The sequence below is a fragment of the Cognatundibacterium squillarum genome (genome assembly GCF_014652435.1).
GTDB classification, from domain to species: Bacteria; Pseudomonadota; Gammaproteobacteria; order Burkholderiales; family Burkholderiaceae_D; genus Undibacterium; species Undibacterium squillarum.
This window is the reverse complement of sequence record NZ_BMYU01000001.1, coordinates 914,346-930,973: the sequence shown is the minus strand read 5'-3', so window position 1 is coordinate 930,973 and position 16,628 is coordinate 914,346. Positions and strand designations below refer to the sequence as shown.

11 protein-coding genes are annotated in these 16,628 nt (G+C 47.5%); 7 read left to right on the top strand and 4 right to left on the bottom strand.

What is annotated here, in order from left to right; genetic code table 11:
• Positions 1-40 precede the first annotated feature (40 nt).
• On the bottom strand, positions 41-376 hold the full coding sequence (locus tag IE092_RS03930; protein WP_189355670.1) for an energy transducer TonB: 336 nt from the start codon (positions 374-376) through the stop codon (positions 41-43).
• Positions 377-742: 366 nt separating this feature from the next.
• Here IE092_RS03930 and IE092_RS03925 point away from each other — a divergent pair, with 366 nt between their 5' ends.
• Positions 743-1,417, top strand: a complete 675-nt coding sequence (locus IE092_RS03925; protein WP_189355669.1) for a hypothetical protein — start codon at positions 743-745, stop codon at positions 1,415-1,417.
• 56 nt (positions 1,418-1,473) lie between these two features.
• Here IE092_RS03925 and IE092_RS03920 read toward each other — a convergent pair whose 3' ends face one another.
• Positions 1,474-2,397, bottom strand: a complete 924-nt coding sequence (locus IE092_RS03920) for a type 2 periplasmic-binding domain-containing protein (protein ID WP_189355668.1) — start codon at positions 2,395-2,397, stop codon at positions 1,474-1,476.
• 155 nt (positions 2,398-2,552) lie between these two features.
• A complete protein-coding gene (locus tag IE092_RS03915; protein WP_189355667.1) occupies positions 2,553-4,283 on the bottom strand; it encodes a glutamine--tRNA ligase/YqeY domain fusion protein in 1,731 nt (576 codons plus the stop codon).
• 291 nt (positions 4,284-4,574) lie between these two features.
• Between IE092_RS03915 and dnaE the strand changes: the two genes are divergently transcribed.
• From dnaE to IE092_RS03885, 6 genes are all read left to right on the top strand, one after another.
• On the top strand, positions 4,575-8,006 hold the full coding sequence (dnaE, locus tag IE092_RS03910) for a DNA polymerase III subunit alpha (protein ID WP_229793034.1): 3,432 nt from the start codon (positions 4,575-4,577) through the stop codon (positions 8,004-8,006).
• Positions 8,007-8,010: 4 nt separating this feature from the next.
• A complete protein-coding gene (locus tag IE092_RS03905) occupies positions 8,011-9,285 on the top strand; it encodes an O-antigen ligase family protein (RefSeq protein ID WP_189355665.1) in 1,275 nt (424 codons plus the stop codon).
• Between the two features lie 54 nt (positions 9,286-9,339).
• Positions 9,340-11,154, top strand: a complete 1,815-nt coding sequence (gene msbA / locus IE092_RS03900; protein WP_189355664.1) for a lipid A export permease/ATP-binding protein MsbA — start codon at positions 9,340-9,342, stop codon at positions 11,152-11,154.
• A 21-nt stretch (positions 11,155-11,175) separates the two neighbouring features.
• Entirely contained in the window at positions 11,176-12,201 is a 1,026-nt protein-coding gene (gene waaF, locus IE092_RS03895) for a lipopolysaccharide heptosyltransferase II (protein WP_189355663.1), read from the top strand.
• Positions 12,192-12,791 (top strand): Crp/Fnr family transcriptional regulator, encoded by a 600-nt coding sequence (locus IE092_RS03890; RefSeq protein WP_189355662.1) that lies wholly within the window; start codon positions 12,192-12,194, stop codon positions 12,789-12,791. The genes waaF and IE092_RS03890 overlap by 10 nt, the downstream gene beginning before the upstream one ends.
• An 802-nt stretch (positions 12,792-13,593) precedes the next feature.
• A complete protein-coding gene (locus tag IE092_RS03885; protein ID WP_189355661.1) occupies positions 13,594-14,529 on the top strand; it encodes a DUF808 domain-containing protein in 936 nt (311 codons plus the stop codon).
• Here IE092_RS03885 and IE092_RS03880 read toward each other — a convergent pair.
• Positions 14,523-16,334: a PHA/PHB synthase family protein gene (locus IE092_RS03880; protein ID WP_189355660.1), complete on the bottom strand. Its 1,812-nt coding sequence runs from the start codon at positions 16,332-16,334 to the stop codon at positions 14,523-14,525. The genes IE092_RS03885 and IE092_RS03880 overlap by 7 nt on opposite strands.
• Between the last annotated feature and the right edge of the window lie 294 nt (positions 16,335-16,628).

The window sequence follows — 16,628 nt, the reverse complement described above, 5'->3', positions numbered from 1 at the left end:
TAGGCATCCTTTTTTATTCATCAGTAAACCTGCGTAATAATTACGAAAGGCTCCAGACGTATTCCAGTTTCACCCATGCCTGTTGTGCTTTACCGTCTTTCGTGCCCGGTTTAAATTTGCAGGAGGAGAAAACTTTGACTGTTGCTTTGTCCAGTGTTTTAGAACCGCTGGACTTTTCAATTTTGGAGTCCACAACGTTACCGTCAGGTGCAACCAGAACAGACAATGCGACAGCACCCGCTTCTTCATTAATCAGTGCAGCTTTTGGGTAAACCGGCTTTTCGCAGGTTTGTTTATCCATAACCGGTGCAATTTCGTTTGCAAATGACAGGGAAGAAGCCAGCGATAATGCGGAGATCAACAGCAGTTTTTTCATTTTTAACAGAGACTAGTAGGTTCAGGGAATACAGGCAGCAAATTGCTGTAAAGAAATTTGCCGCGATTTTACTTGATCAAATTTCTTTGTGGCAATGGAAATTTAATTCTGCACAGTCAAAATTTTAAAAACTGGTATTTTTACCTATGCGATACTGTTGAAAATGTATTATGTTTATCAAAAAAACATTGTTAAAATTCAATTTAAGAAAGCCGAAACTGGCATAGTTTTTCGGAGTTCGCACATTCTTTTTTACAGGATAATGATATAAGTCCGGTCGCAGCACTTCAGATCCGGATATGCTGGGGATGAGCCGTTTTACGGGATGTTTTTTAAATCATTCAGAAAATCAGAAATTTAAAAATAATGCAAAAGTTTTTCCGTTTCCTGATGGCAGGCAGCCTGTTGGTGGCGCTGTGTGCATGTGAAAGGTCCGGCGACAGCAAGCAGCCTGCAAACTGGCTGAAGCTGGAAAGTACGCAGAATGGACAGCAGGATGTGTATCTGAAGTTTGGTAAAGAGTGGCGCCGGATGAATGTCAGCAAAGTCGTTATGCTGAATCCTGTACGTGCGCTCGGTTTGGCAGAAAGTCCGCGTTACCAGCTATTGCAGCCAGGCACACTAATACCGAAAACAATTTGCGCGGGCGGGCAACTAAACTGGGCACCCGGTCGTAAGTATCTCGATTGCACCATCGCTGGTCGCGACGAAACCCGTTATAAAGTAGAGCAGATGCGTTATGACCTGAATGGCGATGTCATTTCGCAATATCAGACTGATATTCCATATGCTGATCAGGAGCTGGTTGCTGCTTCGGTTTTTTACGGAGCAAATGATCAGCGTTATTATTTATTAAGGAAAATGGTGCCCGGTAGTATGAGCGTGCAGTCTTGTGCATTGGCTTATGTCGCATCTGAAGGGAAAGCTGATCAGTTAACGAACGACTCTCCTGTCAATTCCACTCAGTGTGCCGATGCGGCATTCTGGACGGCAAAAGCGGGGGGCGCAGTATTCGTTATAACACCAGCGGATATATTCTGAGTCCTCCTGTCTTAAAGTGTTGCGACGGATTGCAGGCAGAAATTGCTTTAAAAGTATTATTTTGAAGAGTTTTTTACCGGGCTTTCTTTGATAATCCCTGACAACATAGGCTCAAATAAGCTTGGATCCAGTCTTTGCAAAGCTGAATCCGGTGAGTTTGCTGCTAATACATAAATTTTGCGTGGTTCACGCAAAATTTTCAGGGCGGTCCGGATGTCCGGATCCTCTTCGTATAGTTTTAAAAAGCTTCCGTCTTTTAGTGCAGTCTGCATTCCTTTTTCGAGTGCAAGCCGAAGCGGCTTGTTATTGGAGGAAACAAAGAAAAAGACACCAAATCGTGGGTAGGTGATTGCGATTCCCGGCGCTATGATCAGTCCGGTATGCAACTTTTGCTGAGCACGAAGTTCACGATCTACATCGATGACGCTTCGCGGGAACGCGTCTGCCCGTCCGGCCGCAAGCATATTGTACAGATTGTCGGGTACAGCTTCCGTAACAGAAAAACCATTCTTTCTTAAGATGGCGGCATCACTCCAGCCTAAGCCCTGCAACAGACTGATGGTTCTGAGACTGATCTCGTTGCTGATTTGTTCTATACGCAGTAAGTGATCTTGCCGGATCACCAGTACCCGGAATCCGATTAAGCCGCGCTCTATCGGAACAGGAATTGCTGCCAGTGTATTTTCCAGTTCGGGACTGCTTGCCGCCCAGAATATGTTGACACCATCCGATGTATTGTTTTTGATCGTTCTGACAATGCGCGGCGTTGTCATCGGCGTTGTAACAGGGGTCAGTGTGTAGGCAGAACCACTTTTTTGTAAGGCAAGCGTCAGCACCTTAACAGCGTAGTCCGGTACTGTGCCGCCCTGATAATAACGAACATGGATGGGTTCATTCGTATCTGCGCTGACTGGCGACAAACTGCAAAGCAGTGAAAGAGTCATTGAAATGCCGGCAATCCGGCGCAGATGGTTAAACATATCTTTCCTGCTTGGGAGGCAATGTGATACTTACCAGCTTAGCGAGCCGACACGGAATATGCCAGCGTCGTTAGGATAATCCCGGTTTTTTTAGAAAAAAAGCCACAGCAATCGCTGTGGCTTTTTATTTTTGACTCTTTGGCACTTTACTTTGCTTACTTGCCAAAAGAATCCTTCAGCGTAGTAATGCGGTTAAAGACAGGTTTGCCTACCTGAGAATCTTTGCGGTCAGTCACGAAATAGCCATGCCGTTCAAACTGCAGTCGGGTATCCGGCTCGACTTGTGCCATGCCAGGTTCAACATAAGCCTGAATGACTTCAAGAGAATTTGGGTTCAGCAAAGTCATAAAGTCTTTACCGCCCGCATCCGGTGTTGCATCCGTGAATAAACGATCATACAGGCGAACTTCTGCCTGAACAGCGTCAGCTGCATTCACCCAGTGAATATTGCCTTTTACTTTATAGTTAGCGCTGCCCGGCGTACCGCTCTTACTGTCAGGGAAATACTCGCAATGGACAGCAGTAATATTGCCGTCTGCGTCCTTATCAAAGCCTGTGCATTCGACAACATAGCCATAACGTAAACGTACTTTGTTGCCCGGGAATAAACGGAAATAACCTTTAACCGGCTCTTCCATAAAATCTTCGGCTTCGATCCAGAGCTCTTTGCCAATGGTAAATTCACGTAGACCGCGTTCAGGGTGATGTGGATGTACCGGCGCAGAACAGGCAATCTGTTCATTTTCAGGGAAGTTATCGATGATCAGTTTCAGCGGACGCAGAACAGCAGTCGCGCGCGGAGCTTTCGGATCCAGATCATCACGCAGTGCACCCTCAATCGTGCTGTAGTCTATCCATCCATCTGCTTTGGAAACGCCAATGCGCTCACAGAACAGCTGAATGGCTTCAGGTGTGTATCCACGGCGGCGGAAACCGACGATGGTAGGCATACGCGGGTCATCCCATCCGCTGACAATGTTTTGTTCAACCAGCTGGCGGAGCTTGCGTTTGCTGGTGACAACGTAGGTCAGGTTCAGGCGTGCGAACTCATATTGTTGAGGAACCGGTTGCTGGAAGAATCCACCTTCAGCAGCGCGCAGGATGACCCAGTCATAGAACGGACGGTGATCCTGAAATTCCAGTGTACAAACGGAGTGTGTGATTTTTTCAATGGCATCTTCCAGTGGGTGCGCGAAATCATACATTGGATAGATGCACCACTTGTCGCCGGTACGATGGTGATGTGCATGGCGGATGCGATAAATTGCAGGGTCGCGCATGTTCATATTGGGCGATGCCATGTCAATTTTTGCACGAACGATATGCTCGCCACCCTGGAATTCTCCGGCCTTCATGCGGCGGAATAAATCCAGAGATTCGCTTGCCGGTCTGTCACGGAAAGGAGAGTTCACGCCCGGACGTGAAAAATCACCGCGGTTAGCTGCCATATCTTCGGCAGACTGGCTGTCAACATAAGCATGGCCTGCCTGAATCAGGTACTCCGCAATCGCGTAAAACGTATCAAAGTAATCACTTGCGTAATACAGATGGCTGCCGTCAGCGCGGTTCCAGTCAAAGCCCAGCCACTGAACACTGTCGATGATGGTATCAACGTATTCCTGATCTTCTTTTTCCGGATTGGTGTCGTCAAAGCGAAGGTGGCAACGCCCTTCGTAGTCGCGGGCCAGTCCGAAGTTCAGGCAAATCGATTTTGCATGTCCGATATGCAGATAGCCGTTTGGTTCCGGTGGAAAGCGGGTAATGACGGAGGGTAAGCCTTCTCGCTGATATTTGCCGCTGGCCAGATCCGCATCAATGATATTGCGCAGAAAATTCGAGGCAGGGGCAGCAGATTCTGCTGCTTTGTTTTTGTTGTCGTTGCTCATGTTAGATGTAAGCGCTGGTCACAATAGAGAGGAACGTCCGCGGGATCAAGCTGTTTGGCTTATCCGTGCTTTCTAGCAAAAAGCGGTGGATTTTGCGGACGTGAAACCTTCATATTCTACCGTAGCGCAGCAAACAACGCGTATTTGTTTTATGCGTTTGCCAACCGGATTGCTGAGTTCCGGCCATCGGCACGGTAGAATAGGGGAATGACGACAGAAAATTCTCTCCAGAAAGATGCTGGTGTTGCTGAAATTGCAAAGCCAGTCGATCCACGTTTTGTGCATTTACGAATGCACTCGGAATACTCCATCGTAGACGGCCTGGTCCGTATTGACGATGTAGTAAAGGCTGCACTGAAAGACAGGCAGCCGGCAATGGCAATGACTGATCTTGCGAATCTCTTCGGCATGATCAAATTTTATAAAACTGCGCGTGGTAAAGGTATTAAGCCTGTCGCAGGATGTGATGTCTGGATTACGAACGAAGCAGATCGCGAAAAGCCGTCACGTTTGCTGATTCTGGTAAAAGACAGAACGGGCTATCTGCAACTCTGCGAGTTACTGACCAGTGCCTGGCTCACAAACCAGCATCGCGGGCGTGCGGAAATACGGTTCGAATGGCTGGAGCAAATCCGTTCCGCCGGTGAAGACGGACATCTGATCGTTTTGTCCGGGGCGCACAGCGGTGATATCGGTATGGCGATTGATCATGGTAATTATGATCAGGCGGAACAATGCGCGAAGCGCTGGTCAGATATTTTTCCCGGACATTTCTATATCGAAATTCAGCGCGCAGGCCAGCCGAATATGGAGCCGCATGTTCGTCAGGCAGTTCAGCTTGCTGCGAAGCTGCGCTTACCAGTGGTTGCAACCCATCCGGTTCAGTTTCTGAATAAAGAGGATTTCACTGCGCACGAAGCACGTGTCTGTATCGCGGAAGGCGATATGCTGGCGAATGCCCGCCGTGTCAGAAGATTTAACGATCAGCAATGTTTCCGAACCCAGGACGAGATGGCTGAGCTGTTTGCAGATATGCCTGCAGCACTGCAGAACTCCGTTGAAATTGCCAAACGCTGTAATCTGACACTGGAGCTCGGTAAACCAAAGCTGCCTCTTTTTCCGACACCGGACGGCATGTCGCTGAATGATTTTCTGGTGTACGAGTCAAAACGTGGCTTGCTGATGCGTCTGGAACAACTGTTCCCGGATGCTGTGCAGCGAGAAAAAGAACGTCCGCGTTACGAAGCCAGACTGGAGTTTGAAACGAATACCATTATTAAAATGGGGTTTCCCGGTTACTTCCTGATTGTTGCTGACTTCATTCAGTGGGCTAAAAATAACGGTGTTCCGGTTGGTCCGGGCCGTGGCTCCGGCGCTGGTTCTCTGGTTGCTTATTGTCTGTTGATTACTGATCTTGACCCGCTGCGTTACAACCTGCTGTTTGAACGGTTTCTGAACCCTGAGCGTGTCTCTATGCCCGATTTTGATATCGACTTTTGTCAGGAGGGGCGTGACCGGGTTATTCAGTATGTGAAGGATCGCTACGGAAAAGAAGCGGTTTCCCAGATCGCGACTTTCGGAACGATGGCGGCCAAGGGAGCCATTCGCGACGTTGGTCGTGTTCTGGATTTCGGATATAACTTTTGTGACGGTGTATCCAAACTGATTCCGTTCAAGCCGGGGAAACAAGTCACGATTGCTGATGCTTTGGAAGAGGAGCCGTTGCTCGCCGAACGTCAGCAAAATGAAGAGGAAGTGCGCACTTTGTTGGATCTGGCACAACAGGTCGAGGGCATTACCCGGAATATCGGCATGCATGCCGGTGGTGTTTTGATCGCTCCCGGAAAGCTGACTGACTTCTGTCCGCTGTACACCCAGGGCGGAGATTCCGGCGTAGTTTCACAGTATGACAAAGACGATGTTGAAGCTGTTGGTCTGGTGAAATTCGACTTTCTGGGTTTGACGACACTGACAATTCTTGACCGTGCTGTCAATTATATTCGTGCGCTTGATCCTGCGATGTCCGGATTTGACCTGGCAACTCTGCCGCTGGATGATCGCGCGTCTTACGAGTTGCTGACGAAAGCCAGAACAGTCGCAGTGTTTCAGCTGGAAAGTCGCGGTATGCAGGGAATGCTGAAAGATGCCCGCCCCGACCGCTTCGAAGATATTATCGCGCTGGTTGCTTTGTATCGTCCGGGTCCGATGGATCTGATTCCGGACTTCTGTAAACGTAAGCACGGTGAAAAATTCGAATATCCCGATCCCCGTACCGAAGGCATTCTGTCTGAAACCTACGGCATCATGGTTTACCAGGAGCAGGTTATGCAGATGGCGCAGGTCATCGGGGGATACTCTCTCGGCGGTGCAGATTTACTGCGCCGGGCCATGGGGAAGAAAAAAGCGGAGGAAATGGCCGAGCATCGAAAGATTTTCCGGGAAGGTGCCGGCAAAAATGGCTTGACCGAAGAAAAGGCCGATGAAATTTTCGATCTGATGGAAAAGTTTGCCGGTTATGGTTTTAATAAATCCCACGCCGCTGCCTACGCGTTATTGTCGTATTACACCGCTTATCTGAAAGCGCATCATCCTGCAGCATTCATGGCAGCCAATATGTCGCTGGCAATGGACGATACCGACAAAATTAAAATTCTGGTTGAAGACGCAATTGATGTGTGCAAACTCAGTATGTTGCCTCCGGATATTAATTCCTCTGATTACCGGTTTATTCCGGTCGGCGAGCCCGGAAAACGTGCGACTCAGATTCGCTATGGTTTGGGAGCGGTAAAGGGTTCGGGGCAAAGTGCTATAGAAAACATTATCGCTGCCCGCCAAAAAGACGGTGAATTTAAAGACCTGTTTGATTTCTGTAAACGCATTGACAAACGAATTGTCAATCGCAGAACAATTGAAGCACTGATTCGCGCTGGTGCGATGGATTGTCTTGGAAAGGACCGCGCGGTTCTTCTGGCGACAGTACCACTGGCAGTGGAAGCAGCGGAACAGGCTGATGCTGCAGCTAATCAAGTGAGTTTGTTCGGGGATGATGAGGATCTGATTCCGCCACCACAATATATTGATGTCCCAGTATGGACGGACCGTCAGCGCTTAATGGAAGAAAAGCAGGCGCTTGGCTATTATTTGTCAGGTCATTTATTTGATGCCTATGCGCCAGAAGTCAGGCAGTTTATAAAGACGACACTGGCAAAGCTTGAGCCCTCACGCGATCTGCGGATGATATGTGGTGTAATTGCCGGGGTAAGAACTCAGCTTACGCAACGCGGAAAGATGATGATTGTGACGCTGGATGATGGAACTGCACAAGTCGAGGTCAGTGTTTATGCTGAACTCATGGATGAGGCAAAGGGTTTCCTGAAAGAGGATGAATTTCTTGCTGTGCTTGGGAAAGTATCGGAGGATCGCTTCTCAGGCGGACTCAGAATATCTGCTGAGCGTGTGCTGGACATTGGTCGCGCACGTATTCAATTCTCACAGGGGCTGCGCTTAAAGCTGGATGAAAAAGCTGATCTCAAAAAACTACGTGAACTTTTACTTCCTCATTTGAATACGGATGGATGCCCTGTATTAATCAGTTACTCCGGTCAGTCTGCTGATGCTGATTTTTATTTGTCTGATCAGTGGCGGGTAAGCCCCGATGATCAGTTGAGGCTCCAGCTGAGTTTGTGGCTGGGTAAATCACAGGTTGCGATTGAGTATCAGTAATTGTATGGAATATTTTTTCTCCCCATCCCCGAAAGAAGGCGTTTCTGAGCGGATTTTAATGTGGTTGCCGCTCACCCTGTTCTTTCCTGTCGGCTTTATGTATGCGGGACTTTTCGCCTTCTGGATCAGTTGGGTATTGACGGGGAACTGGAAAAACCGCTGGGCTATTCTCAGAACGAGTCCATTGTTACTTCCGATTTTGTTACTGAGTCTGATAACACTACTGATTTCTCTGTTGAACCGCAGTGCGCTGGTCGCAAGCAATGAACTCTGGAGTGCGGTGGGACACTATCAAACCTATTTGCTGGTCTTGCCATTTCTTACTTTAGCCTCAGGAAAATGGCAGGAAAAAATGGAAAATATTTTCCTTGGCAGTGCGGTCCTTGCGGCAATGCTGTTTTTACTGAATACGATGCATTTGCTGCCTGATATTTCTTTATTCAAAAGTTATGCTGTCTATCTCGGCAATAAGTCGATTTTACTGGGCATACTTTTGGCATTGGCTGCTTGCTGGATGTGGGCGCGGATATTTTTTGAGAGGCAGGTATCCGTCAGAAATATTGCATTATTTGTTTTTCTGGCAGCCGCAGCTGTATTTTTAGCAAAGACTCGGACGGCCGTATTGCTGTTTGTGCTGGGATTTCTTGCCGTGACACTTTGTTCAATTCGCTGGAGTTGGAAGAGCGTCCTGTTTATTGCTGTCTTTATCGCTAGTATCAGTACATTCTGGACATATGCTGTAAATCAGCCACGTCCGGCAACGTGCGTTGTTAATGAAGTGAAAGCAGCTCCATGGGAGATTTTGCATTTGCGCGCGGTTTGTACTCTGCAGCAGGTTAACGATTTGCGTGAGGGCAGACGTAGCAAAGATGATGACGGAATGCGCTCTGAAATTTATCGTATAACGTCCGGAATAATTTCAGAGCAGCCATTGCTAGGGCACGGTGCAGGCAGCTGGATGCCAATCTATCATGCGCGGGCAAACGGATTATCCAGTGCAACAATGACAACACCACATAGTGATTACCTTTTATATCTTACGGAGCTTGGGCTAATAGGATTGTTTGCACTGATCATTATTTGGGGTCAGCAAATCCGGGTGTCTGTGACGTTACTGAGAAGCGCATCCTTATCGCTTCGGCAGCGTGGAATGCAGCTATTGTTACTCACTTTGTTTATGACTGCCGGCGCATTTTTTAATGCGATCATGCGAGATGCAGTTTTCGCAGTTGCATTCCTCATACTTTTGTCTATTCCACTGAGCGGATTACGGCGCTGAGCGACGGCTGACTTTGATCCGTCGTTGAGCCGGACTTTTCTAATTGAGTTTTCTATGCGTTTGTTTGATCAAAATACAAGAGCGGTATTCAGCAGGTTATGGCGTTCGATGCGGGCTTACCGTAAATTTTTCTGGATCGCAATGTTAACCATGGCTGTTACCGCGCTGACTGAGGCTGCCTTTCCGCGCGTACTTGGCTACATACTGGATCATGGCTTTGGTCGCCCAAGCGGTAACGATGTTGCGATGCTGAATACGCTTAGTGGCGAGACAGTTGCGCAAGATAAGTCGAATGCGATCAAGGGACTTGCATTGTGGAAAATTCCTGCGGCGATTATTGGTATCTTTCTGCTACGCGGTATTTGTACATTTACAACCAGCTATCTGATGAGCTGGATATCTACCAGACTTTTGAACGACTTACGTGCACAAGTGTTCGACAGAGTTCTTTCTGTACCAATAGGGTTTTATCAGAAAGAGTCTGCTTCCCGTATTATCAATGTGATTATGATGGAAGCACAGCAGATCGTAGAAATGCTGAAAGTTTCCATGACAACGCTGATCCGGGATTCACTGACCGTATTCGTTTTGCTGGCTGCGCTTGTCTGGCAAAACTGGAAGCTGACAATCGTCGCGTTGGTTATGATGCCAGTCATGGCTTACTTGGTCCGTAGTGTCAGTAAACGATTACGGGTGCTGAATCAGAGTCAGTTGAATGTAAACAATGAACTTACACAAGTAATCGAAGAAGCGACGCGTGCAACACAGGTTGTACGCATATTCGGCGGTCAGGAATACGAGAAAAAGCGTTTTGCTGAGAGTAATGAAAAATTACGTGGTTATGCTATGCGTACCACTATCGCCGTTGCTTCGACGACACCACTGACCCAGCTTGCAGCTGCAGTGTCTGTTGCGGTAGTGATTATGTTCGCTGTATCGCAGGCTGCTCAAGATGCAACAACCGTGGGAAAGTTTGTAGAGTTTGTCACGTTAATGATGTTGCTGCTTACTCCGTTAAAACGTCTTGCAGACCTGAACGGGCCAATACAGCGTGGTATGGCGGCAGCGGAATCTGTGTTTGAGCTGATCGATACCAGCCCGGAGCGAACGGATGGAAAACTGCTGAATGTACGCGCGCGTGGTGATTTATCATTCTGCGGTGTTAGCTTTTCCTATCCGGGGCAGGAACAAGTCACACTTGACGATATTCAGCTGGATATCGCGTCCGGCGAGACCGTTGCGCTGGTGGGTCTGTCCGGTGGAGGGAAGACATCACTGGTAAATCTCGTGCCTGCATTTTACTCGCCTCAGGCTGGAAAAATAACGCTTGACGGGCAAGATATCAATGAATTGTCACTTGATAGTTTGCGACGTCAGATCGCAATGGTGAGTCAAAACGTAGTGCTGTTTGATGATACAGTCGCAGCGAACATAGCGTATGGCGACTCTTCTCCGGATCATGTAAAGGTAAAGGCTGCCGTCCAGGCAGCATATTTAAGCGAAGTCGTAAGCGAATTGCCCGATGGACTTGAAACACGCATAGGTGATAACGGGTCCCGATTATCGGGTGGGCAAAGACAAAGGCTTGCGATTGCGCGTGCCATATACAAAGATGCGCCAATTCTCATTCTAGATGAGGCGACTTCAGCGCTGGATACGGAGTCTGAGAGAGCTGTACAGTCTGCATTAGATGCGCTGATGCGAGGCAGAACTACTCTGGTTATCGCTCACAGGTTGTCAACAATTGAACGTGCTGACAGGATTGTCGTGCTGGCTGATGGAAAGATCGCGGAACAGGGCACGCATCAGCAGTTATTGGCAAAGGACGGCGTTTACGCAAATTTATACAGAATGCAATTCGCAGAATGATTTTCCAGAAGATAAAGTGATATGAAGAATCAGCGTGTACTGGTCATTATGCCTAACTGGATTGGTGATGCGGTGATGGCTCAACCTCTATTGCAATTACTTCATGCCCAAGATCCGGATATTCAGATTGATGTGCTGACTACAGCCTGGGTTGCGCAGGTTGTGCGGGCGATGCCTGAAGTCAGTGAAGTAATTCAGGCGCCATTCCGTCACGGAGCTTTACAATTGAGAGAAAGACTCGCTTTTGCGGGTGAACTCAGACAACGAAAATATAACGCAGCCTATGTATTACCAAATACCTTGAAATTTGCATTGTTGCCTTGGCTGGCGGGTATTCCGTTGCGAATTGGGTATAAAGGAGAAAGTCGGTACGGATTAATTAACAGGATGCATTTTGATGATAAAAATCATCCGCGTCCGATGACACGATTTTACGGTGCACTGGCTTTCCCTCCTGTAAAGAAATTTACTGCTGAAGTACCGAAACCGAAGCTGGTGATAGAAAATCGGGATGTTGTTGCAGTATTGGCCGCCTTCTCACTAATCCAGTCGCGGCGCCTTGTTATTTTCGCTCCGGGCGCTGAGTTTGGTAATGCCAAACGCTGGCCTGCAGAATATTTTTCGCTACTTGGTCAGCGGCTCCAATCAGCAGATCCGAATGTGCAGTTTATTCTGATGGGGTCTGCAAAAGATACTGAAGTCTGCAATGAGGTGCAAAGCGGTTTACCGCATGCGCAAGTGCTTGCCGGTAAAACAGATTTGTTTCAGGCGATATCTCTTATCGCAGCTGCGGATCTGATCGTCAGCAATGACTCCGGCTTGCTGCATATTGCGTCATCGCTGAATCGTCCTGTTGCCGCAATTTACGGGCCGACAGATCCAATGCATGCGCCACCATTTTCCGATATGTCTTTTTCATTCAGTTATCCGATTGAATGCGCTCCTTGTAAGCAGAGAGAGTGTCCATTAGGGCACCATCAGTGTATGCGGAATTTGTCGCCTGAAAGTGTTGCCGAGCCTGTTTTGAAACGTTTGCAATGGACGTGAAATTGCTCAGGCAGACTAGGTTGTTGATGTCCGGCGCTGCCGGAACGGAGCTTTCAGGATGGGATGCACTGGAGAGTAATGCACAGATACGCCGGTTTTTGAGGGCACAGGAAATATTTGGTTCCGGTGAATGGCAGCCATACATCTACGTCATTCGGACGGGAATCGTCAAACTAAGTTATCTGGATGAAACAGGCGAAGAGTGGATCAAATCTTTCATTGGCGAAGGGGGCTTTTTTGCCTGTCCTGCGGTCATAATTTCTGGTGGGACCACAGATTACTTTGCCGTTGCCGTTGAGGATGTTGAGCTTGAGCAGTTACGATACCCTGAATTGCAAAAACTAGCGGAGCAAAATTCTGAATGGGCAAAAGCAATAAGAGTTTTACTTGAGACGCACATTTTAAAAAAAGAGCAACGTGAACGCGAATTGCTAACCATGGCTCCTGACGTCAGGTATGGTTCATTTTTACATCACAACCCCGAAATTTCAAAACGCCTGCAGGTCAGGGATGTAGCGAAGTATCTTGGCATTACACCCGAAGCTCTCAGCCGAATACGAACCAGAATGAAACATAAGGCCAGCAAGTAGTGTCGGTGCATTTCGTTATACTTTGAATGGTTTTGATTTTCGCGTTTTTGTCTACGGCTTTTCGCGGATAGCGACGGTATAAAACAAATTATACAAATGGGCGCACGTGCAAATGTGAAGTCCCGGAAAGTTGTGCTAGGTGCGTTACATAGCAAAGCAGTGCACTCCACCTCCATTCCAAGAGATTTTATCTCATTGGACTTGGCGGGCAGATTTGAACTAGTTCTGAATGACACCAATTCGCCACCTTGTTCAATTTTAAGATGCAGTGTGCTGGTAAGCGAACATCGTTACGCAACAATTAGCTTTGTGCTCTACGACTTCCGTGCTCCCCGTGCCTGACTGTTTTGGGGCACATCGAGTCAGATGAAATGAGTGTATGCTTGCCAAAGCTGCAGACTTCGCGATGTATTAAGCAAAACTAGCAAATGCATGTGAAATTTTTTTTTAGAAAAGCAGGGCACTATCTGTATTACAGTGATTTAGTATAAATAAACTCAATAAATTTATTTATTGAAAAAATAGCCCGTTCAATAAAGGAATATATTTCTACACAATTTTTGTGAAATCGGCGAATCTACTGCTTCAAGGTTGTTGCTGAAAATATTTTCCATTAGCCCGATCCTCGTTAAATTCGAAATATTTGCGCGTACCTTCATGTAATATCCGTCCTCTCTGATAAAGTAAGAAGTGAATTTTTTTTGCAACGATTCTTGCTACCTCAGAATTATTGATCATTTCCCTGAATGCACAGTGATGCCATATTGAACCAAGTTAACCAAAAATTTAGAAAGGATAAAAAATGGCCGGAGCCAGCCTGTTGGCACTGATTGACGATATTGTGACGGTACTTGATGACGTTGCTGCGATGACAAAGGTTGCAGCGGGAAAGACGTCCGGGGTCCTGGGAGATGATCTTGCATTGAATGCGGAACAGGTTGCGGGTGTGAGAGCTGCACGAGAGTTACCGGTTGTCTGGGCGGTAGCGAAAGGCTCATTTAGAAATAAACTTATTTTGCTGCCGATGGCATTGTTGCTGAGCAGTTTTTTACCATGGGCAGTGATGCCATTACTGATGGTTGGCGGTCTATTTTTGTGTTTTGAGGGTGCTGAGAAGATTCTCCATCACGGTGATGAGGCAGACGATCAGGTTGCTCATGAAGCTGCCGCAATGCTTGCCAGTCCGGATAATGAGCAGGCTTTACTGGAGCTTGAGAAAGAAAAAATTCAGGGTGCAATTCGTACGGATTTTGTGCTGAGCGCAGAGATTATGATTATCACTCTGGGAACGGTTGCAACGGCATCCTTTATGACGCGCCTTTCTGTAATGTCTTTGATCGCAGTGCTCATGACAGTTGGTGTTTATGGAATTGTCGCTGCTATTGTCAAACTGGACGATATCGGACTCTATCTTCAGCGTCAGTCAGGAAAACAGCGTGATCTGCGCTACTTTATCGGTACTGCTCTGCTGAAATTTGCACCTTTGCTGATGAGATTTCTGGCGGTTGCAGGGACGATCGCGATGTTCACGGTTGGCGGCGGCATATTAGAACATGGAATACCACCAGTGCATCACTTAACGGAGTCTGCAGCGGAATGGGTTACTCAGTTCGCACATAATCCATTATTCGGAATGATCACTGGTGTACTGGCAGATGCATTGACCGGTGTCGTCGCAGGTGTTTTTGCGGTCTTACTGCTGAATTTATGGCAGCATATCAAGCCAGGCGCTCACTGAAAAATATACGTTCCCGGAGCGGATGCGAATTCGAATTCCTCCGCTAATTGTCTTGCCGGGACGTGATCAGAATTCTGATTTGCAAGCCAGCTACTCCAGTGTAGCCACCAGGAACCATTTGTTCTCTGTGCCGCATTGAGCCATTCATCCGGAGAGGGGACGGCCTCTCCGGGCATCAGTGTTTTCGAAGTGTAAAAGCTGCACTTAGGGTTTCCCGGCGCCGCCACAATCCCGGCATTGTGGCCACCCGATGCAAGTATGAAGTCTACCGTTACATCGCTAAGGCTGTGAATTTTATAAACGGACCGCCACGGTGAAACGTGGTCCTTTTCCGTTCCAACAACAAATAACGGTGTGTTAATCGCTTTTAAACTCACGGTGCGTCCATTCAATCGATAGCGACCCTGGGCCAGATCATTGTGCAGGAACAAATGATTCAGATATTCACTATGCATTCTGTACGGCATGCGCGTTGTGTCCGAATTCCAGGACATCAGGTCATTTGACTTTTCTGCTTCACCCAGCAAATAGCGTCGCATGTTCCTGGACCAGACCAGATCTTTCGAATTTAATAACTGAAATGAGCCAGCCATCTGCTGGCCATCAAGATATCCTTGTTTCCACATTAGTGCGTCAAGCATGGCTAACTGGCTTTCATCGATAAATAAGCCTAATTCGCCGGGCTCAGTAAAATCGGTCTGGGCAGCTAACAGAGTCATGCTGGCAACCGTGATTTCTCCGGATTCCTCGAGACTGGGAAGTCCTGCCATGCCGATTGCGAGCAAGGTTCCGCCCAGGCAATATCCGGCGGTATGTACAGACGCGCCATCGCACCTTTTACTGACTTCTTTCAATGCGGCATAAAAACCGGACTGCACATAGTCATCCATGCCAAGATCCCGGTCCAGAGAGTCAGGATTACGCCATGAAATAATGAACACAGTAAAACCCTGAGCAGTCAGAAACTTCACCATAGAATTGTGTGGTGACAGATCAAGAATATAGTATTTCATGATCCAAGACGGAACAATCAGGACAGGCTGACTAAAGACGGTTTCTGTGGCCGGAGCATACTGAATCAATTCGATGAGATGATTGCTGAAAACAACTTTGCCTTCGCTGATTGCGACATCCTGTCCTGGCCTGAATGGTAAGTCCTCATTCGTTTCGGACTTATGTATCTGCTGTGCGACGCCTTTCCGCACATCGCTCCCCCAGTTTTGCAAGCCTCGCCACAAATTGGCACCAAATTCTTCGAAGGTTTTTCTCTGAACTTCAGGGTTAGTCGGATAAAAATTAGCCGGAGCGATCATATCGAGCCATTGCCTTGCCGCAAAATTCACAACATTTTCATGATGCGAACTTACGCCCCTTACCCCTGTTGTTGCTGAATCCCAGAATGACTGAGCTTGTAAAAATTGTCTGCTAATGAGGTTATACGGCCAGTTACTCCAGCTTTCACTTTTGAAGCGAGTATCACTGGTTTGTATCTGTTCATCAGTCAGCATTCCCTGATTTCCCGCAATTTGCGATAGCAGTAATGGCCATTCATACAGTTGATTTTCCAGCAATCTTAATAGTTCTGCTTGTTTGCCGGGAGAGAAGCTTAAATGGAGATGCCAGTCCAGCCAGGCAAGCATAAGACTTGCTGGTGAAAGCCCGCCTGTCAGGCGTGAAATTCTGTGATGCATCGCCAGATCCAGTGGGTGCGGGGTGTCACTGCATCCAGTCAGATAGCAAATCATATCGGCGACCGGGAAAGCGCTTTCTTGATGAGTTTGCAAATGCTTGTTAGCAGTTTTCATGGCGTTTCCTCGTTAGGAGTTGAATGATTTTTTGCATTGCTTCTGCGGTAAAAATCAGAATGCATTTCAAAAATCGCTTTACGGGATCAGTTTTATCAAAACACTTACAGCTCAAAGAGTAGCGTGGTATCTCAGTCGCCACAGCTGTACCGCGGTATTGCAAGGGCATTTGTCAAGTCAGCTCTGGCTTCATTGAATGAGCCATTTTCACAAAGTGCGCTTTCAGAACAATTGATTCTGATCAATTGAAATGTGCATATGCAGCAATAAACTGAGTAATCTCTGTTTTTGACA